Source organism: Curvibacter lanceolatus ATCC 14669 (assembly GCF_000381265.1).
Lineage (GTDB): Bacteria > Pseudomonadota > Gammaproteobacteria > Burkholderiales > Burkholderiaceae_C > Curvibacter > Curvibacter lanceolatus.
Window position 1 is genome coordinate 179102 of sequence record NZ_KB906259.1, and the last position, 18250, is coordinate 197351.

Annotated in this window: 15 protein-coding genes; 6 read left to right on the top strand and 9 right to left on the bottom strand. The window is 67.7% G+C overall.

The window, feature by feature from the left end:
* Positions 1-361: 361 nt before the first annotated feature.
* The 5 genes from F624_RS0114475 to queF all read left to right on the top strand — a co-directional run bounded on the left by F624_RS0114475 (position 362) and on the right by queF (position 7103).
* Positions 362-3424, top strand: coding sequence for an Rne/Rng family ribonuclease (locus tag F624_RS0114475; protein ID WP_031255050.1), 3063 nt, complete (start codon positions 362-364; stop codon positions 3422-3424).
* A 205-nt stretch (positions 3425-3629) separates the two neighbouring features.
* Positions 3630-4406, top strand: a complete 777-nt coding sequence (gene yaaA, locus F624_RS0114480) for a peroxide stress protein YaaA (protein WP_031255052.1) — start codon at positions 3630-3632, stop codon at positions 4404-4406.
* 121 nt (positions 4407-4527) lie between these two features.
* Positions 4528-5310 (top strand): carbonic anhydrase, encoded by a 783-nt coding sequence (locus F624_RS0114485; RefSeq protein WP_019575036.1) that lies wholly within the window; start codon positions 4528-4530, stop codon positions 5308-5310.
* Positions 5311-5376: 66 nt separating this feature from the next.
* The gene (locus tag F624_RS0114490) at positions 5377-6249 is read left to right on the top strand and encodes a 2OG-Fe(II) oxygenase (protein ID WP_019575037.1); all 873 of its coding nucleotides are present in this window, start codon (positions 5377-5379) and stop codon (positions 6247-6249) included.
* A gap of 5 nt (positions 6250-6254) precedes the next feature.
* Entirely contained in the window at positions 6255-7103 is an 849-nt protein-coding gene (gene queF, locus F624_RS0114495; RefSeq protein WP_019575038.1) for an NADPH-dependent 7-cyano-7-deazaguanine reductase QueF, read from the top strand.
* Positions 7104-7127: 24 nt separating this feature from the next.
* Here the strand turns inward: queF and F624_RS0114500 are convergent, their stop codons facing one another.
* The 3 genes from F624_RS0114500 to dinB all read right to left on the bottom strand — a co-directional run bounded on the left by F624_RS0114500 (position 7128) and on the right by dinB (position 11116).
* Positions 7128-8687, bottom strand: coding sequence for a methyl-accepting chemotaxis protein (locus F624_RS0114500; protein WP_031255056.1), 1560 nt, complete (start codon positions 8685-8687; stop codon positions 7128-7130).
* A gap of 238 nt (positions 8688-8925) precedes the next feature.
* Positions 8926-9759, bottom strand: coding sequence for an enoyl-CoA hydratase-related protein (locus tag F624_RS0114505; protein WP_019575040.1), 834 nt, complete (start codon positions 9757-9759; stop codon positions 8926-8928).
* 121 nt (positions 9760-9880) lie between these two features.
* Positions 9881-11116, bottom strand: coding sequence for a DNA polymerase IV (gene dinB, locus F624_RS0114510; protein WP_019575041.1), 1236 nt, complete (start codon positions 11114-11116; stop codon positions 9881-9883).
* A gap of 127 nt (positions 11117-11243) precedes the next feature.
* Here dinB and F624_RS34885 point away from each other — a divergent pair, with 127 nt between their 5' ends.
* Complete coding sequence (locus tag F624_RS34885) at positions 11244-12281, top strand: BLUF domain-containing protein (protein ID WP_019575042.1); 1038 nt, start codon at positions 11244-11246, stop codon at positions 12279-12281.
* Here F624_RS34885 and F624_RS0114520 read toward each other — a convergent pair.
* From F624_RS0114520 to F624_RS0114545, 6 genes are all read right to left on the bottom strand, one after another.
* Positions 12275-13432, bottom strand: a complete 1158-nt coding sequence (locus tag F624_RS0114520; RefSeq protein WP_019575043.1) for an alpha-hydroxy acid oxidase — start codon at positions 13430-13432, stop codon at positions 12275-12277. The two genes, F624_RS34885 and F624_RS0114520, sit on opposite strands and share 7 nt — an antisense overlap.
* A gap of 97 nt (positions 13433-13529) precedes the next feature.
* Positions 13530-14288 carry a hypothetical protein gene (locus tag F624_RS0114525; protein ID WP_019575044.1) on the bottom strand — a complete coding sequence of 253 codons (759 nt, stop codon included), beginning with the start codon at positions 14286-14288 and terminating at the stop codon, positions 13530-13532.
* Positions 14289-14514: 226 nt separating this feature from the next.
* The gene (gene hepT, locus F624_RS0114530; RefSeq protein WP_019575045.1) at positions 14515-14943 is read right to left on the bottom strand and encodes a type VII toxin-antitoxin system HepT family RNase toxin; all 429 of its coding nucleotides are present in this window, start codon (positions 14941-14943) and stop codon (positions 14515-14517) included.
* Complete coding sequence (mntA, locus tag F624_RS0114535; protein WP_019575046.1) at positions 14933-15349, bottom strand: type VII toxin-antitoxin system MntA family adenylyltransferase antitoxin; 417 nt, start codon at positions 15347-15349, stop codon at positions 14933-14935. The genes hepT and mntA overlap by 11 nt, the downstream gene beginning before the upstream one ends.
* An 86-nt stretch (positions 15350-15435) precedes the next feature.
* Positions 15436-17478 carry a phenylacetic acid degradation bifunctional protein PaaZ gene (gene paaZ / locus F624_RS0114540; RefSeq protein WP_019575047.1) on the bottom strand — a complete coding sequence of 681 codons (2043 nt, stop codon included), beginning with the start codon at positions 17476-17478 and terminating at the stop codon, positions 15436-15438.
* 39 nt (positions 17479-17517) lie between these two features.
* Complete coding sequence (locus F624_RS0114545) at positions 17518-18249, bottom strand: ABC transporter ATP-binding protein (RefSeq protein WP_043426037.1); 732 nt, start codon at positions 18247-18249, stop codon at positions 17518-17520.
* Position 18250: the final 1 nt, after the last annotated feature.

Consider the following 18250-nt stretch of genomic DNA (forward strand, 5'->3'; position numbering starts at 1 on the left):
CCTGAGAGCCCGCTGAAATTGCCGGGGTCTCGGGCGGATCAAAGCGAGACAACCTGTGCTGATGGCGCTGATTCAGACCTGCTTGCGGTGGCTCATGCCACCGTCAAATGGCATGCAATCGCCCATGGTGCCCGCCTACCGGTCACCTGACGCCGCACCCTTTGCGGCCACACAGCCCCTACACTCACTCGCCCCCATCCACGCGCCCCCGCCCGATACCTGAGCCACCAGCTCAGGCGTCTGTGCACCCACGGCAATTCCCTTCGTTTCAAAGCGTCTGTTCCGGCATCGTTGGCTCATTTCGGGCCTGTTGAAGATTTGACGATTGCATGGACCTGAGGGTCCAGGAAGGACACGCATCATGAAGCGGATGCTGATCAACGCCACCCAGGCGGAAGAACGCCGTTTGGCCATCGTGGACGGGCAGAAACTGCTCGACTACGAAATCGAAATCGAAGGGCGCGAACAGCGCAAGGGCAACATCTACAAGGCCGTCGTCACCCGTGTCGAGCCCAGCCTCGAAGCCTGTTTTGTCGACTACGGCGAAGACCGCCACGGCTTTCTGCCCTTCAAGGAAATTTCGCGCCAGTACTTTGCCCCGGGCGTATCGCCCAGCCAGGCGCGCATCAACGACGTGATCCGTGAAGGCCAGGAACTGCTGGTCCAGGTCGAAAAGGAAGAACGCGGCAACAAGGGCGCGGCCCTGACCACCTTCGTGAGCCTGGCCGGCCGCTACGTGGTGCTGATGCCCAACAACCCCCGCGGCGGTGGCGTCTCGCGCCGCATCGAAGGCGAAGACCGGGCCGAGCTCAAAGAAGCCATGGACCAGTTGGAATACCCCAACGGCATGTCCATCATCGCCCGCACGGCCGGCATCGGCCGCAGCGCCCCTGAACTGCAGTGGGACCTGAACTACCTGCTCAAGCTCTGGACCGCCATCGACGGCGCGGCCAAGGGCGGCAAGGGCGCCTACCTGATCTACCAGGAATCGAGCCTGGTGATCCGCGCCATCCGTGACTACTTCAACCACGACATCGGCGACATCCTGATCGACACCGACGACATCTACGAGCAGGCGCACCAGTTCATGGCGCACGTCATGCCCGAGCATGCCGCCCGCGTGAAGCGCTACCGCGACGATGCCCCGCTGTTCAGCCGCTTCCAGATCGAACACCAGATCGAATCGGCCTATGCCCGCACCGTGACCCTGCCCTCGGGCGGCGCCATCGTGATCGACCACACCGAAGCCCTGGTCTCGGTGGACGTCAACTCGGCACGCGCCATCAAGGGCGGCGACATCGAGGAAACCGCCACCCGCACCAACCTGGAAGCCGCTGACGAAGTGGCCCGCCAGATGCGTCTGCGCGATCTGGGTGGCCTGATCGTGATCGACTTCATCGACATGGAAGAGTCGAAGAACCGCCGCGAAGTGGAAAACCGCCTGCGCGACGCGCTGCGCCAGGACCGCGCCCGCGTGCAGTTCGGCACCATCAGCAAGTTCGGCCTGATGGAAATGAGCCGCCAACGCCTCAAGCCGGCGCTGTCGGAAGGCTCGTCCATCCCCTGCCCGCGCTGCGGTGGCTCGGGCCACATCCGCGACACCGAAAGCTCGGCGCTGCAGATCCTGCGCATCATCCAGGAAGAGTCCATGAAGGACAACACCGCCGCCGTGCACGTGCAAGTGCCGGTCGAGGTGGCCTCGTTCCTGCTCAACGAAAAGCGCACCGAGATCGCCAAGATCGAGGTCAAGCAGCGCCTGAGCGTGATGCTGGTGCCCAACAAGGCGCTGGAAACCCCGCACTACAAGCTCGAGCGCCTCAAGCACGACGACCCGCGCCTGGACCACATGGAAGCCAGCTACAAGATGGCCGAAGTGATCGAGGACCCGACCACCGTCACCCGCCGCTCGCAAGAGCCCACCAACAAGCAAACCCCGGTGATCAAGGGCGTGCTGCCGGACGCCCCGGCGCCCCAGGCCCTGCCCAAGCCCGAGGGTGCGCCCTCGGCCGCCCGTGGCCGCCAGGCCGACAAGGCCGCTCCAGCCGCACCGGCTGCCGCGCCCGCCCCGGCAGTGCCCGAAGACACCGGCTTCTTCGGCTGGCTCAAGGGCCTGTTCGGCGTGAAGCCCGTGGCGGCGCCCGCTCCGGCGCCTGTGGCCGCCGAGGCCAAGAAGGACGAAAAGCGTGAAGGCCGCAACGGCGAACGCGGCGAGTCGCGCAACGGCGAAGGCCGTGGTGGCCGCCGTGGCGAACGGGGCGAACGGGGCGAAGGCCGCGAGAACCGCAATGGCGAGCGCACGGAACGTGGCGAAGGCCGCGGCCCGCGCCGCAATGGCGAACGTGGTGAACGTGGCGAAGGCCGCAACGGCGAGCGCGGTGAGCCGCGCGCCCCACGTGACGGTGAAACCCGTGCCCCGCGTGGCGAACGCCCTGAGGGCGAGGCCCCGCGCCGCGAAGGCCGCCCGGACCGCGCCCCGCGTGAGCGCCGCCCCGAGAACCAGGGTGCCAACGGCGCCCCGGCCGAGCTGCGCAGCAACGGCCTGAACGAAGCGGCCCCCGAAGCCGCCGTGGCCAACCTGGGCCTGGATGAAGCCGGCAATCCGGTGAACACCGAGGCTCGCGCCGAACGCCCGCGCCGTGAACGTGGCGAACGCGGTGAACGTGGCGAGCGCCGTGAACGCGGCCCACGCCAGGACCGTGCCCCGCGCACAGAAGGCCAGGGCGATGCGCCCCAGGCCCCGGAAGGCAGCAACCCGATCGACGCCTCGGCTGATGACGCCCAGGTCGAAGGCCAGGGTCGCACCACCCCGGTGGAAGGTGGCGGCGAGGAACGCCGTGAACGCCGTTCGCGTGACCGTTACGGCCGTGACCGCCGTGAACGCCAGGGCGAGCGCGCACCGCGTGACGGCCAGGCCAACCCGGAAGGCCGTGAAGGCCAGGAGCAGGCCGAGTTCGAACCCCGCGCCAGCTACTTCAGCAACGTGACGCCAGCCGAACCCGCCGCCGCCCCCGCCGAAGCCTGGGTGGCCCCGGTCGAGGCCGCAGCGCCGGCACCAGCTCAAGCCGAGCCGGTTGCCCAGGTGGCTGTTGAGATGGTGGAGCCTGTGGCTGCCCCCGCGCCTTTCGTGGCTCCGGTGGCGGCTCCGGCCGCCAGCCCGGTGGAAGCCGGCCTGCCCAAGGTGCAAGCCTTTGAGCTGCCGATCCCCACGCTGGTGGAACTGGCGCAAAGCGCCGGCCTGGAATGGGTCAACTCGGACGCCGACAAGGTGGCTGCCGTTCAGGCCGCCATCGCTGCCGAGCCCAAGCCGGTGCACGTGCCGCGCGAACGCCCCCCGCTGGTGGTGCTCGACGAAGGCCCGCTGATCCTGGTGGAAACCCGCCGCGATCTGAGCGAGCTCAAGCTGCCCTTCGAACAGCAAGCCTGAGCCCCGGCCGGTCTGAACCGGCCGCAGCCCTGATCCAGCCCGGCCCCTCTTGGGGGTGCCGGGCTTTTTTCATAGGGCTCGGCCCAATCCAGGGTGCCCCGCCGGGTCTCCGGCTTGTGGGCACAATCAGGCGCTGACAGGCCCACCGGGTAGCGCATTCGGCTGCCCGATGTCCCACCGCCCTACCCGCTTCGACACCCACGCCATGCTGTTCCTGATCTCTCCTGCCAAATCCCTCGACTACGACACGCCCGTGCCTGCCGGGCTGCCGCACACCCTGCCCCAATTTCTGCCGCAGTCCCGACAACTGATCGAGGTGCTGCGCCAGAAGACCCCGGCCGACATCGCCAGCCTGATGAGCTTGAGCGACAAGCTGGCCAGCCTCAATGTGGCCCGTTACGAGGCCTGGTCGGACCAATTCACCGCCGACAACTCCCGCCAGGCGGTGCTGGCCTTCAATGGCGATGTGTACGACGGCCTGCAGGCGCGCAGCCTCTCGGCAGAAGACCTGCAGTGGGCCCAGCAACACCTGGCCATCCTGAGCGGCCTGTACGGTGTGCTGCGCCCCCTGGACCAGTTGCAGCCCTACCGCCTCGAAATGGGTACCCGCCTGGCCAACCCGGGCGGCAAAGACCTCTACCAGTTCTGGGGCCCGCAGATTGCCGATCACCTCAACCAGCGCCTGCAGGCCGACGCCTCACCGGTGATCGTCAACCTGGCCTCGCAGGAGTACTTCAAGGCCGTGCAGCAAAAAGTGCTCAAGGCCCGAGTGATCGAATGCGTGTTTGAAGACTGGAAAGACGATCGCTACAAAATCATCAGCTTCCATGCCAAGCGGGCCCGAGGTCTGATGGCACGTTACGCCATCACCCACCGGGTCAACCTGCCCAGCCAGCTCGAGGGCTTTGACCTCGACGGCTATGCCTTCCAGGCCGCCGCGTCGGAAACCGATCGCCTCGTCTTCCGGCGCCGCCTGGGCTGACCGGTCTCGCGCCAGTCCGCCCGGACAGCCTGAACCGCCTTTGCGCCGGCCGGCACCTGAAGTCTGGCCGCACGACCGTCGGGGCAACCTAGAGTGCCTTTCATTTTTGAAAGGCACGCCCATGTCCCCACCCTCCTCCCAGTCCTCACCGCGCCGGACCACGATCCGCACCGCTGCCGCCATCGCACTGACCCTGGGTTGCGCCCACCTGGCGCAAGCCGACGAGCCCGGCCACGCCCACTGGGCCTACCGCGGCCCCCACGATGCGGCGCACTGGGCGGAGGTCGACCCCGACTTCAAAGGCTGCAAGACCGGCCACCAGCAATCCCCCATCGACATCCGCCACGCCGTCCAGGCCGACCTGCCTCCGCTGGAATGGGACTACCGTGCCAGCCCCGCCACCGTGCTCAACAATGGCCACACCCTGCAGGTCAACCTGAGCCAGGCTGGCGCCCTGCTGCTGGACGGCGAGCGCTTCGAGCTGCAGCAGTTCCACTTCCACACCCCCAGCGAAGAGCGGGTCAATGGCCGATCGCACCCCCTGGAAGCCCACCTGGTGCACCGCAACGCCAGTGGGGAACTGGCGGTGCTGGCCGTCTTCATCGATCAAGGGGCGGCCAACACCGGCCTGCAGGCCGTGTTCGACCACCTGCCCGCCAAGGCCGGAGAGACACAGACCTTGACCAGCCCTCTGCAGGTCAGCGACTGGTTGCCCACGTCCCGGCGTTACTACCGCTACCGGGGCTCGCTGACCACCCCGCCCTGCAGCGAAGGCGTGCGCTGGCAGGTGCTGCAGCAGCCCATCACCGCCTCGGCCCAGCAGATCCGGGCCTTTCAGCGCCTGTACCCCTTCAACGCAAGGCCCATCCAGCCCCTGCACGGCCGCAAGGTCGAAGCCAACTAGGGCTTGCGCCGGGAAGGCTGGCTTGGCGTTAGCATTGGCGCCTCATCCAGCCCTCACCGACTCCCGATGACCCACACCTCCAGCAGCACCACCACGCAAGCCATCACCCCCGCCCTGCGCCAGTGGATCGTCGAACAGGCCGAAGCCGGCCACGACGCCCCCAGCGTGCTCAAGGCCATGCTGGCCTCGGGCTGGTCTGAAGAAGTGGCCATCGAGGCCATGGAGATCACCCTCGGCGACCACCTGGAAGCCCGGGCCCTGCGCCAGGGTCTGCCGGCCCGCAGCCCGGTGCCCGAGCCCGCGCTGGCCGAATCCCCCCTGCGCGTGGACGCCGGCGACCGGCAGGTGCCCGTGCTGCTGGCCATGGTGCAGCCGCGCGTCGTGGTGTTTGGGCAGTTCCTGTCAGATGAAGAGTGCGATGCCCTGATTGCCGCGGCCAGCCCGCGCCTGGCACGCTCGCGCACCGTGGCCACCCAGACCGGGGGCGAAGAAGTCAGCGTGGACCGCACCAGCAACGGCATGTTCTTCTCGCGCGGCGAGAGCCAGCTGATCCAGCGCATCGAGCAGCGCATCGCACGGCTGCTGAACTGGCCCGTCGAAAACGGCGAGGGGCTGCAGGTGCTGCATTACCAGCCGGGCGCCGAATACAAGCCCCACTACGATTACTTCGACCCGAACGAGCCGGGCACCCCCACCATCCTCCAACGCGGTGGCCAGCGCGTGGGCACCCTGGTCATGTACCTCAACGAGCCCGAAAAAGGCGGCGGTACCACCTTCCCCGACGTGCACCTCGAAGTCGCCCCGCAGCGCGGCAACGCGGTGTTCTTCAGCTACGAGCGCCCCCACCCCAGCACCCGCACCCTGCACGGCGGCTCACCGGTGATCGCCGGCGAGAAATGGATCGCCACCAAGTGGCTGCGCGAACGCGAATTCAACTGACCCCCATGACCAACACCCCAGAACAATCCCAGCTCGGCAAGGCCTCGGCCTACGTCGACCAGTACCAGCCCAGCCTGCTGTTCCCGATCCCGCGCCTGGGCAAGCGCGAAGAGATCGGCATCTCAGGCAGCCCGCCGTTCTTCGGTGCCGACCTGTGGACCGCCTTCGAGCTGTCCTGGCTCAACCTGCGCGGCAAGCCGCAGGTGGCCATCGCCCATGTCACAGTACCCTGCGAAAGCCCCAACATCATCGAGAGCAAGTCGTTCAAGCTGTACCTCAACAGCTTCAACAACACGCGCTTCACGGATGCCAGCGAGGTGCAGGCCCGGCTGCGCGCCGACCTGAGCGAGGCCGCCTGGCGCGGCGCCCCGCACCCTGGCAGCGTGGGCGTCAAATTGCTCGCCCCCGAGGTCTTCGACCGCGAACCGGTGCACGAGCTCGACGGCTTGAACCTGGACCGGCTGGACATCGAATGCCAGCACTACACGCCGGCCCCCGAGCTGCTGAGCGCCCAGGTGGGCGAGGCCCCGGTCACCGAAACCCTGACCAGCCACCTGCTGAAAAGCAATTGTCTGGTCACCGGCCAGCCCGACTGGGGCAGCGTGCAGATCCGCTACAGCGGTGCCCAGATCGACCAGGCCGGCCTGCTGGCCTACCTGGTGAGCTTCCGCAACCACAACGAGTTTCACGAGCAGTGCGTGGAACGCATCTTCATGGACCTCTGGCGCCGCTGCCAGCCGATCAAGCTGTCGGTGTATGCGCGCTACACGCGGCGCGGCGGGCTGGACATCAACCCTTTCCGCACCAGCCACCCCCAGGCGCTGCCTGCCAACACCCGCACCGCCCGCCAGTGAGGCCAGTGGCGGGTACAGCCCGCCTCAATTGAGCCGGAACACGCTGACCGAGCGCTGCAAGGAGCGCGCACTCTGGCTCAGGGTCTGCGCCGCGGCGGCAGATTCTTCCACCAGGGCGGCATTCTGCTGCGTGGTCACGTCCAGTTGCGTCACCGCCTCGTTGATTTGCGACAGGCCGGTCGACTGCTCACGCGCCGCCGCACTGATCTGCGCCACCAGGGTGCTGACCCGCGACACCGAGGCCACCACCTCTTCGATGGTGTGCCCCACACCCTGCACCTGCCGGGCCCCATCGCCCACTTGCTGGGCCGAGTTGCCGATCAGCTCGCGGATCTCCTTGGCGGCCGTGGCGCTGCGCTGGGCCAGGGCCCGCACCTCGGAGGCCACCACCGCAAAGCCCCGCCCCTGCTCGCCCGCCCGGGCGGCCTCGACCGCCGCGTTGAGGGCCAGGATGTTGGTCTGAAACGCGATGCCCTCGATCACGCCGATGATCTCGCTCATCTTGGCCGACGAGCGCTCGATGGTGCCAATGGCCTCGGCGGCCTCGCGCATCGCGGTGCCACCCTTCTCGGCCAGCGCCAGGCTTTGCTCGCTTTCATGCGACACCTTGCCCGAGGTGTCGGCCGTCTGGCGCACGGTGCTGGAGATCTCCTCCATGGAGGCTGCGGTTTCCTGCAGGCTGCTGGCCTGGGTCTCGGTGCGGCCCGACAGGTCGTCAGCGCCCTGGGCGATCTCGCTGGCCGCCTGGGTGAAGCCCGCCACCTCGAAGCGCACATCGCCCACCACCGCCTTGAGGTTGACCTGGATCTGCTGCAGCCGCTGCATCAAGCCCCCCAGGGGCTCGGGGTAATTGACGGCCACCGAGGTGGACAGATTGCAACCCGACAGATCGCCCGCAAAACGCACCGCCTCATCCAGGCTGCGGCTGACGCGGGCATGGAACCAGGCCACCACCCCGACGCCGCCAAGCAACATCACGGCCAGACGGATCCCCATCGCCAGGCTGGTCGACACCCCCGTCACATCGGGCAGCATCACCCCGCAGGCCATCAGAAACAACCACAGCCCCAAGGTGCTGGGCAAGTCCAGGCGGGTCAGCCCCAGCAGGCGGGAACCCCAGTCGCGGCTGATCACCTTGCCGCTGCGCAGCAACACCGTGGCACGACCTTGCTCTTCGTCGCGGCGCAGCTGCTCATACAGGCGCTCGGCCTCCTGCACCTGCTGGCGGGTGGGCTTGATGCGCACCGACATGTAGCCTGTGGGTTTGCCGTTGGACATCACCGGGGTCACGTTGGCATACACCCAGTAGTGATCGCCGTTCTGGCGCCGGTTTTTCACCAGGCCCGTCCAGGGCCGCCCGCGGCCAATCGTGGCCCACATGTCCTTGAAGGCCGCCGCCGGCATGTCCGGGTGGCGTATCAGGTTGTGGGGCTGACCGATCAGTTCGTCGTAAGTGAACCCGCTGACCTGCACAAAGGCTGGGTTGCAGTGGGTGATCACGCCACGGGTGTCGGTGGTGGACACCAACAATTGGTCGTCGTCGAACACGTATTCGTGTTGAGACACCGGCAGATTGACGCGCATGTAGACCCCCATCCAGTAACAACTCAAAAAGCAGCACCGACAGGATTGGCGCTCGTCAGCCGTGACCAGACTGTGCCGCACATGCTGCAGCAGAACGCCAACCTCCCCTGAGCCAGCCGCATCATTGGCGCCTTGGCTCTACTCTTGTAATAAATGACTGTAGCGCTTAGCGCTTACGAACGGTTGATTCGCGGCAAGAAAAAAACAAGCAACGTCCGCCAACCGAACACTGGGCTCATCAACCCAGCGATTTGAAGGGCGTCAGTGCCGACAAGGGTGGAAAAGCACCAGCGCGCTTTTGCTTCATGGCCAACACAGCCTCGCGCACATGGGCATTGCTCCAGATGGCGCCCTGCAACCAGCCCATCTGGCGCAACGAATCCTCCACCGAATGGTCGCGTGCGTAGTGGATGGCCTGCTTGGTGCCCCAGATGGCCACGGGCGGCTTGGCCGCGATTTCGCGTGCGCATTGCAGGGCCGCCTCCAACGTGGCTTCGGCGCTCTCGAACACCTCGTTGACCAGCCCATGCGCCTGGGCCCGTTCAGCGCTCAGGCGGCGACCGGTGTAGGCCAGTTCCTTGACCAGGGCCTGCGGCAGCAGCTTGGGCAGGCGCTGCAGGGTGCCCACATCGGCCACCATGCCGATGTTGATCTCCTGCACACAGAAAAATGCGTCAGCGCTGGCATAGCGGATGCAGCAGGCCGTCACCATGTCCACCGCACCGCCGATGCAGCCGCCCTGGATGGCCACGATCACCGGCATGCGCAAGGTCTCCAGGCGGGTGAAGGTGGCCTGCATATCGGTCAGCAGGTCAAACACCGCGGCTCGGCCCTCGGGGCTCTGGTCGTCCATGCTGATGGCGCCGGCAAAGGTGTCCAGCGACATGCCCGCGCTGAAATGCTTGCCCGTGCTCGAGATCACCAGCGCACGCGCCTGCCCCTCGCGGTTCAACTGCTCCAGCGCCTCATCGAGCTCGCGCCAGAAGGTGGGGTGCATGGTGTTCAAGGCCTCGGGCTGGTTCAACACCAGGTGGGCAATGTGGTCGGTCTGGGTCAGGGCAAAGCACTTCATGGGGTCTCCGTCTTGTCGAGGTGGGGCGGGCCGCAAAACCGCTCGCAGCCGAACGTTTCAATTTAACGTGAGCGCCGATCAAGCCGCTGGCAAACGGGCGACAGCGACCAGCGGCCCTGGCTCAGAACAAGGGCTCGGTCAGCAGGTCCAGGCTGCGCTGCCCGCCAGGGTCGGAGGCTGGCAGTTCCAACGGCACAGGTCGACCATCCGGCCCCAGGCGCTGCAAGCTGCCCACACGCACGCCCAGCAGGCGAAAACGCCGCGTCAGGTCCACCCGCTTCAGGCACTGGCCGGCCGCACGCCGGATCTGGGCCGCATCCGCCGTGGCTTGGGTCAGGGTCTGATCGCGGGTGACACTCTTGAAATCGTCATAGCGCAGCTTCACGCCGATGGTGCGCCCCACATAGCCCTTGCGCTGCAGGTCGGCCGCCACGCGCTCGCACAGGTGGGTGAACACCGCGCCCAGTTCGGCCTTGTCATGCACCGCATGCAGATCGCGCTCAAAGGTGGTTTCACGGCTCACCGACACCGGCTCGCTTTCAGTCACCACCGGGCGCTCATCGCGGCCCCAGGCCGCATCGTGCAGCCAGGCGCCATAGCTGCGGCCAAAATGGGCCACCAGCCAGGCCCGGTCGCGGGTGGCCAGATCGCCGATGGTGTGGATGCCCTGCGCCGCCAATCGGGCTTCGGCCTTGGGACCAATGCCATTCACCTTGCGGCAGGCCAGGGGCCAGATCTTCGTCTGCAGATCAGCCTCGCGCACCACCGAGATGCCATTGGGCTTGTTGAACTCGCTGGCCATCTTGGCCAGCAGCTTGTTGGGCGCCACCCCCACCGAGCAGGTCAGGCCGGTCACATCAAAAATCCGTTTCTGGATCAGGCGGGCCAGCACGCGGCCGCCCTCGCGCTGACCGCCGGGCACCCCGGTGAAATCGATGTACACCTCGTCCACCCCACGGTCTTCCATCAGCGGGGCGATCTCCGTGATCTCCTGCTTGAACAGGCGCGAGTACTTGCGGTACTCGTCAAAATCCACCGGCAGCAGGATGGCCTGCGGGCACAGCCGGGCCGCCTTCATCAGCCCCATGGCCGAACCCACACCGAACTGGCGCGCCGCGTAGGTGGCCGTGGTGATCACGCCCCGGCCGGTGTAGCCCGACAGGCGCGCGAAGGCCTCCAGCGGCAGGGCCGCCCCCGCGGCCAGCACTGCGTCCTCCTTGCGGCGCCCACCGCCGATCACCACCGGCAGCCCCTTGAGCTGCGGATAGCGCAGCAATTCGACCGACGCGTAGAAGGCGTCCATGTCGAGGTGCGCGATGCGCCGCAGCGGAGGGGGCGATGAGGCCGGCGGGTTCATGAGAGCCAAGCATAGCGCCCCAGACATCACCCCAAACCAACCGCAGGACTGGCGCTTTGCAAAAGCTGGAAGAGATGGCAGGGCTGGCCCGCAGACGGGTGAGGCAAACCTGAGATGCTTGGGGGCCATGCTCACGCCAGACGACTTTCTGCTGCCCCGCTCCGAGACAGTTGACTCGGTGGTCTACGCCAGCCGCGCCTGCTTCGAGGGCACCCCGCTGGCCCAGGTCAGGCACATTGGGGCCTCGGCCGCCGCCCGCAACGCCGCCATGGGGGTGGCCTCCACCCTGCTCTACCAGAGCGGCTGGTTTGTGCACTGGCTGGAAGGCCCGGGCACGGCCATCGACCAGGTGCTGACCCGCATCGCCCGCGATGCCCGCCACCGCCACATGCGATTGCTGCACCGCGAGCCCGCCGAGCGCCGGCTGCTGGTGCCGTGGTCCAGCGCCGTCATGGAAAGCCCCGAAACCCCCGACAGCCTGGGCCGCCGCATCGACCAGTTCCGCCACGCCCGACGCCAGCGGCTGGCGCTGGCACCGGCCCAGTTGCTGCGCCTGCTGTCCACCCCCCTGGCCGCCACGGGTGGCAACCCCTTCCTGCCGCCACAGCCTCTGCAGCGCCTGATGGTCTGCGCCCGGCAAAACGAGCACGCCACCAGCCTGGTGCATTGGCTGGCCAGAAAGCACCGGCGCAAGGTGGGACACGGCCGCTTCACGGGTGGAGAGGCCCCCAGCCTGTCGATCCGCTATGTCGATTTCGGGCAACAGGGCCAGCCCCGGCGCGTGGTGGCCCTGCCCCAGTCCGGCCTGGAACTGGGCATCGTGCAGGCCTTGCTGGCCGACTACGGCCACCTGCTGTTGCTGTTCGAGGGCGATGCCACGCACGACCGCCTCTTGATGCACGACGCCCTGCGCTGCCTCACCCGGCTGGAACGTCCACAGCGCCCCGGCCTGATCGGCCTGGGCCTCGCCCCCAGTCTGGAGGGCGAACTGAGCGCCCTGGCCCAACAAGCCGGGCTGGGCTTGCGCACCCTTGGCGAACAAGGCTCCGATGCCGCAGACAACAGCTGGTCAGGGCTGTGGCCCAACTTGGAAGGGCTATTCAAGCAAGTGCCAGCGCCACGGACTCAGGATGAGGGGCAGAGCCCCTCGCCCACCGCTCAGTAAGTCCCCGGCAGCAGGATGCCCTTGTCCACGGTGTCGATCTTCGTGTGGCCGCAGAAGGCCATGGTCACGTCCAGTTCCTTGTGGATGATCTGCAGGGCGCGGGTCACGCCGGCTTCGCCATAGGCGCCCAGGCCGTACAGAAAGCTGCGTCCGATGAGGGTGCCGCGGGCGCCCAGGGCACGGGCCTTGAGCACGTCCTGACCGCTGCGGATGCCGCCGTCCATCCACACCTCGATGTCCTTGCCCACGGCCTCGGCGATCGCGGGCAAAGCCTTGATGGATGAGGGTGCGCCGTCCAACTGGCGGCCCCCGTGGTTGGACACCACCAGCGCATCGGCGCCGCTGTTGGCGGCCAGACGGGCGTCTTCGGCATCCATGATGCCTTTCAGAATCAGCTTGCCGCCCCAGCGCTTCTTGATCCACTCCACGTCGCCCCAGTTCAGGCAAGGGTCGAACTGCTCGGCCGTCCACGACGACAGCGAGGACAGGTCGCCCACGCCCTTGGCATGGCCCACGATGTTGCCGAAGGAGCGGCGGGGCGTGCCCAGCATGCCCAGGCACCAGCGCGGCTTGGTGGCCAGGTTGATCAGGTTGCGGATCGTGGGCTTGGGCGGTGCCGACAGGCCATTCTTGATGTCCTTGTGCCGCTGGCCCAGGATCTGCAGGTCGAGCGTGAGTTGCAGGGCCGAGCAGTTGGCGGCCTTGGCGCGGTCGATCAGGCGCTCGATGAAATCGCGGTCCTTCATCACGTACAGCTGGAACCAGAACGGGTGGCCCTGGGTGTGTTGGGCGATGTCCTCGATCGAGCAGATGCTCATGGTCGACAGCGTGAACGGGATGCCGAAGGCCTTGGCCGCCCGCGCGCCCAGAATCTCACCATCGGCATGCTGCATGCCGGTCAGGCCGGTGGGGGCGATGGCCACGGGCATGGCCACGTCCTGGCCGATCATGGTGCTGCGGGTGCTGCGCCCATCCATGTTCACAGCCACGCGCTGGCGCAGCTTGATGCCCTGGAAATCGCTCTCATTGGACCGGTAGGTGCCTTCGGTCCAGGCGCCCGAATCGGCGTAGTCGTAGAACATGCGCGGCACCCGCCGCTGGGCCACACGGCGCAAATCTTCGATGCAGGTGATTTTGGACAGATCGGTCACGAGGCGTTCTCCTTGGGATGCGAAATGGTAGCGATTTGCCCCGGCGGCGCACGTGAAGATTTTTGATCCGCGCCTCAATTTCTCTCAACCTGCTCGCTCAGGCCGGCGTCTGCTCCGTCGGGCGGCAACGCGCCTGCAATTCCGCCCAAGACAGCTGCTGCTCGCCCCGGGCATCTCGCACCCCGATGCGCACCGGCCCGTGCAATTGGCACAGGTCCTGCGCCAGGCGGGACAACTCGGCCAGCGCCAGCGCACCCGCCGGGCTGTCCAGGGTCACGCCCAAAGGCCAGGGCGCAGCAGCCAGCGCCAGCGTGTGCAGCCATTGCGCTGCCTCTGCCGGCGCCGGCAAGGCCGCGGGACGGATCACCAGGCCCAGCGAGCGCCCCGCCTGGGCATCGGCAGGGCATGGAGCGCCGCTGGCCAGTGCCAGTGCCCAGGCCCCTGTTGGGCCAGCATCGCCCAGGCCCAGGGTCGACAAGACCGAGTGCAGCCGCTGCCCCGTGGCCTGCAGGCCCTCTGGCCAAGCCGCACTGCCGCGCGCAGCACCGGCGCACCAGCGCTGCAGCAGTTGGGCCGGCTGCAGGCAGGCCTGCACCTGAGGCGCCTCCACCCAGTCGGCATGGCGCTGGGCCGGGCCCAGGCCCTGCAACTCGATCGGCACCGCCCCGGCCGGCCTGGGCCCCTGGCGCACCAGCCCCCAGGGCCGGGCCTGCAGGGCCGCCGCCAGCCAGCCCGGCCCGCTGCGCGCCAGCCTGGCGCAAGCGGCAGGCGCCAGCTGCAGCAGATCGTGGCAGCGCGGCGGCCACAGGTGGTGATGAGGGCCCCAGACTGAAGAAGGGCTCGGCAGGGTCAACATGGGCGATCTCCGCATCAGGCCGTCATTGGCCGATGCGATGCTGACGCGCCGCCAGCGAAGGAGATGAGCGAAGCGAAATCAGATGTTCGCGGCAAACCAGGCGACAAAGCGGGCGGTGGTAGCCGCCAAGCGGCGCCAGCCAAGCCAGGTGGCGCCCCGGGCCCGCCAAGCAGCGGGCGCCTTGAGCCCCCAGCGCCTGCAAACCTGCATGCAGGTCTTACGATTTTTATCGAGGTGCCTGGCCGCTGTCGTGCTGCAGGAGTCGCTGGGTATAAGCCAGGAAGTCGCCCAGATGGTGCTCGATGATGTTGAGCGTGATCGGCAACTGCAGGGCTTGATAGTCATGAACCGCGATGTTCCTGAAGCCCACCATGCGCTTCATCACATCGGCCTGCGCCGGCTCAATCCAGCCCGCCTGGGCCAACAAGCCAAACACATCCCGGGCACTCTGAGGCAGGCCCAGACGCTCGCGTCGAAGCAGGTACTGCCCCATGTCCAGGCAAGCCTCACAGGCGCGTTGAAGGTTGAGGATGGCCGCATCCTGACGCGTGAAATCGGCCCCGAACGTGGCGGGGCCCTTGTCGTACTCCTGCCGGACTCGCGCCACACAGCGCTCGACGGTGGAGGCCTTGTTCATCAGTACGTCATCGGCCATGCACACGCCCCGCGCGCAGAATGTCCTGCACATACCCGGCACGCGCCACATCAAGATCCAGCTTGTCGCTCAAGACGGCGGCCTCCCAGGCGCCCACCAGGGGGTCAGCGACCCACAGGCGCTGGCCCTGTGTCAGGATCTGGTACTGCAAGACCGTCGAAGCAGCACGCATGTCGAGCAGATCGACATCGCAACCCACGCATTCGGCCACCTCGCTGGCCAGATGCCACAAGGCCACCCCATCGGCATAGCCGGCCACCAGAACCGCCAGATCAAGGTCACTGTCCGGTCGGGCTTGGCCTGAGATGCGGCTGCCAAAAGCGTAGACAGACAGCAGCTTGGGCAAACCAGCCCGCAGCAAGGGCACGACCTGGGCAGAAAGTTGGGCGTTGAGTTCGGCCGACATGGATGAAATAGTGGCAAGACCCGCGCCAAGCGGGCGCAGGAACCCTGCCATGCTAATTCAAATGCCCGCCGTCCCCTCCTCCCCACTCAAGCGCGCTTGGCCACCAGGGTCAGGATGTCGTAGCTGGCCACCAGCTCGTCGTGCTGGTTGGTGACCTCCACGTCCCAGGCCACCACGCCCTGGCCGACGCCATTGGCGTCTTTCTTCTGGCGGTCGATCTTGCGCTTGGCGGTCAGGCGGGCGCGGATGGTGTCGCCGATGCCCACCGGCTTGACGAAGCGAAGCGTGTCCAGCCCATAGTTGGCCAGCACCGGGCCCGGGGCTGGCGAGACAAACAGGCCGGCCGCAGCCGACAGCACGAAGTAGCCGTGCGCGATGCGCTTGCCGAAGGGGCTGTCCTTGGCGGCGATCTCGTCGAAGTGCATGTAGAAGTAGTCGCCCGACAGGCCGCCAAAGGCGACGATGTCGGCCTCGCCCACCGTGCGGCGGTGCGTGAGCAGCGACTCGCCGATCTGCAGGTCTTCGAAGTGGCGGCGGAAGGGGTGCACCTCGGTTTCGATGCGGCGGGCGCCACGCACGTACTCGCCGGTGACGGCGGCCAGCATGCTGGGCGAGCCCTGCACCGCAGCACGCTGCAGGTAGTGCTTGACGGCGCGGATGCCGCCCAGCTCTTCACCGCCGCCGGCACGGCCGGGGCCGCCGTGCTTGAGCATGGGCAGGGGCGAGCCGTGGCCGGTGCTCTCGGCCGCGGCCTCGCGGTCCAGCACCAGCAGGCGGCCGTGGTGGGCTGCGGCCACCGGGATCACCCGGGCGGCCGTGGCCGGGTCTTTGGTGACCAGCGAGCCCACCAGGCTGCCCTTGCCCCGGGCGGCCAGTTGCAGGGCCTCGTCCAGGCCGTCGTAAGGCATCAGGGTGCTGACCGGGCCGAAGGCCTCCACATCGTGCACGGCATCGTGGCTCAGGGGCTGGCGGCTCAGCAGCAGCGTGGGCTGGAAGAACGCGCCCTGGGCCGTGCCCTCGCCCAGCGGGGCGAAGTCGGCCGTGCCGCCGCCAAAGACCAGCTCGGCCCCCTGGCGCAGCAGGGCCACACGCTCGGCCACATCGGCCTGTTGGGCCTGGGAGGCCAGGGCGCCCATGCGCACGGCCTCCAGCGCCGGGTCGCCGACCACGGTCTTGGCCAGGCGGGCCTTCAGGCGCTCGGCCACCGCGTCCAGGTGCTGGCGCGGCACGATGGCGCGGCGGATCGCCGTGCATTTCTGCCCCGCCTTGACCGTCATCTCGCGAGCCACCTCTTTGATGAACAGGTCGAACTCTTCGTCGTCAGGCGTCACATCGGGCGCCAGGATGCAGCAGTTCAGCGAGTCGGCCTCGGCATTGAAGGGGATGCTGTGGCGCACCAGGTTGGCATTCACCCGCAGCCGGGCCGCGGTGTCGGCCGAGCCGGTGAAGGTGACGAAATCAGGGCCCTCCAGGCGGTCCAGCAGGTCGCCCGTGCCCCCGATCACCAGTTGCAGCGCGCCCGGCGGCAGGATGCCCGACTGGTCGATCAGGCGCACCGCCGCCTCGGTGAGGTAGCTGGTGGCGGTGGCGGGCTTGCCGATGCAGGGCATGCCGGCCAGGAAGCTGGGCGCAAACTTCTCCAGCAGCCCCCAGATGGGGAAGTTGAAGGCATTGATGTGCACCGCCACGCCGCCGCGCGGCACCAGGATGTGGGTGCCGGCAAAGCTGCCCTTCTTGCCCAGCGGCAGGGCCGGGCCTTCGTGGATCAGGTTGCCGCTGGGCAACTCGCCGCTGCCCATCGAGGCGTAAGCAAACAGGGTGCCTGTGCCGCCTTCGATGTCCACCCAGCTGTCGGCGCGGGTGGCCCCGGTGTGGGCCGAGATCGCGTAGAGCGACTCCTTGTGCTCGTTGAGGTACTTGGCCAGCGCCTTCAGGCGCGCGGCGCGCTCTTGAAAGTCGAGCGCCATCAGGGCCGGCAGGCCGGTGCGGCGGGCAAAGTGCAGGGCCTCGCCAAAATCCAGCGCCTCGGCATGGGTGTGGGCCACGGTGGCGCCGTTGACGGCGCTGTGCAGGGCTTGCGCCGCCTGCTGGCCGATCCAGCGGCCGCCGATGAAGCTTTGAAGGGTCATGATGGAGAACTCCCGATAAGTGAAAGGCTAGTCGCAGGCTCAGTGCTTGCCGCCCAGGCCCAGGTAGGTGTCGATGATCCGGCGGTCGTGCAGCAGGTCGGCGGCAGCGCCGCTCAAGGCCACGGCGCCCATTTCGAGCACATAGGCGCGGTCGGCCACCTGCAGCGCGGCACGGGCGTTCTGCTCGACCAGCAGCACCGACACGCCCAGATCGCGCAATGAGGACACCACCTGCAGCACCTCGCGCACGATCAGTGGCGCCAGGCCCAGCGAGGGCTCGTCCAGCATCAGCAGGCGCGGGCGTGCCATCAGGGCGCGGCCGATGGCCAGCATCTGGCGCTCGCCGCCCGACAGCGTGGCCGACAACTGGGCACGCCGCTCTTTCAGGCGCGGGAAGATGGCAAACACCTCTTCCATGCGCTGCTTCTGGTCTTTCAGGCCCTTGCGCCAACGCGAGAAGCCGCCCAGCAACAGGTTGTCCTCCACCGACATTTCACCGAACAGCTCGCGCTTTTCGGGCACCAGGGCCACACCCCGCGCCACCATGGCCTCGACACTGAGACGGTCGATGCGCTCGCCCGCCAGGGTCAGCACGCCCTGGGCTGGCAGCAAGCCCATGGCCGCCGACAGCAGCGTGGTCTTGCCCGCCCCGTTGGGGCCGATGACGGTGACGATCTCGCCCTCGCCCACCGTCAGGTGGACCTGGTGCACGGCCTCGACCTGCCCATACGAGACGCTGAACTGCTGCAGATCAAGCAGCGTGGGTTTCACG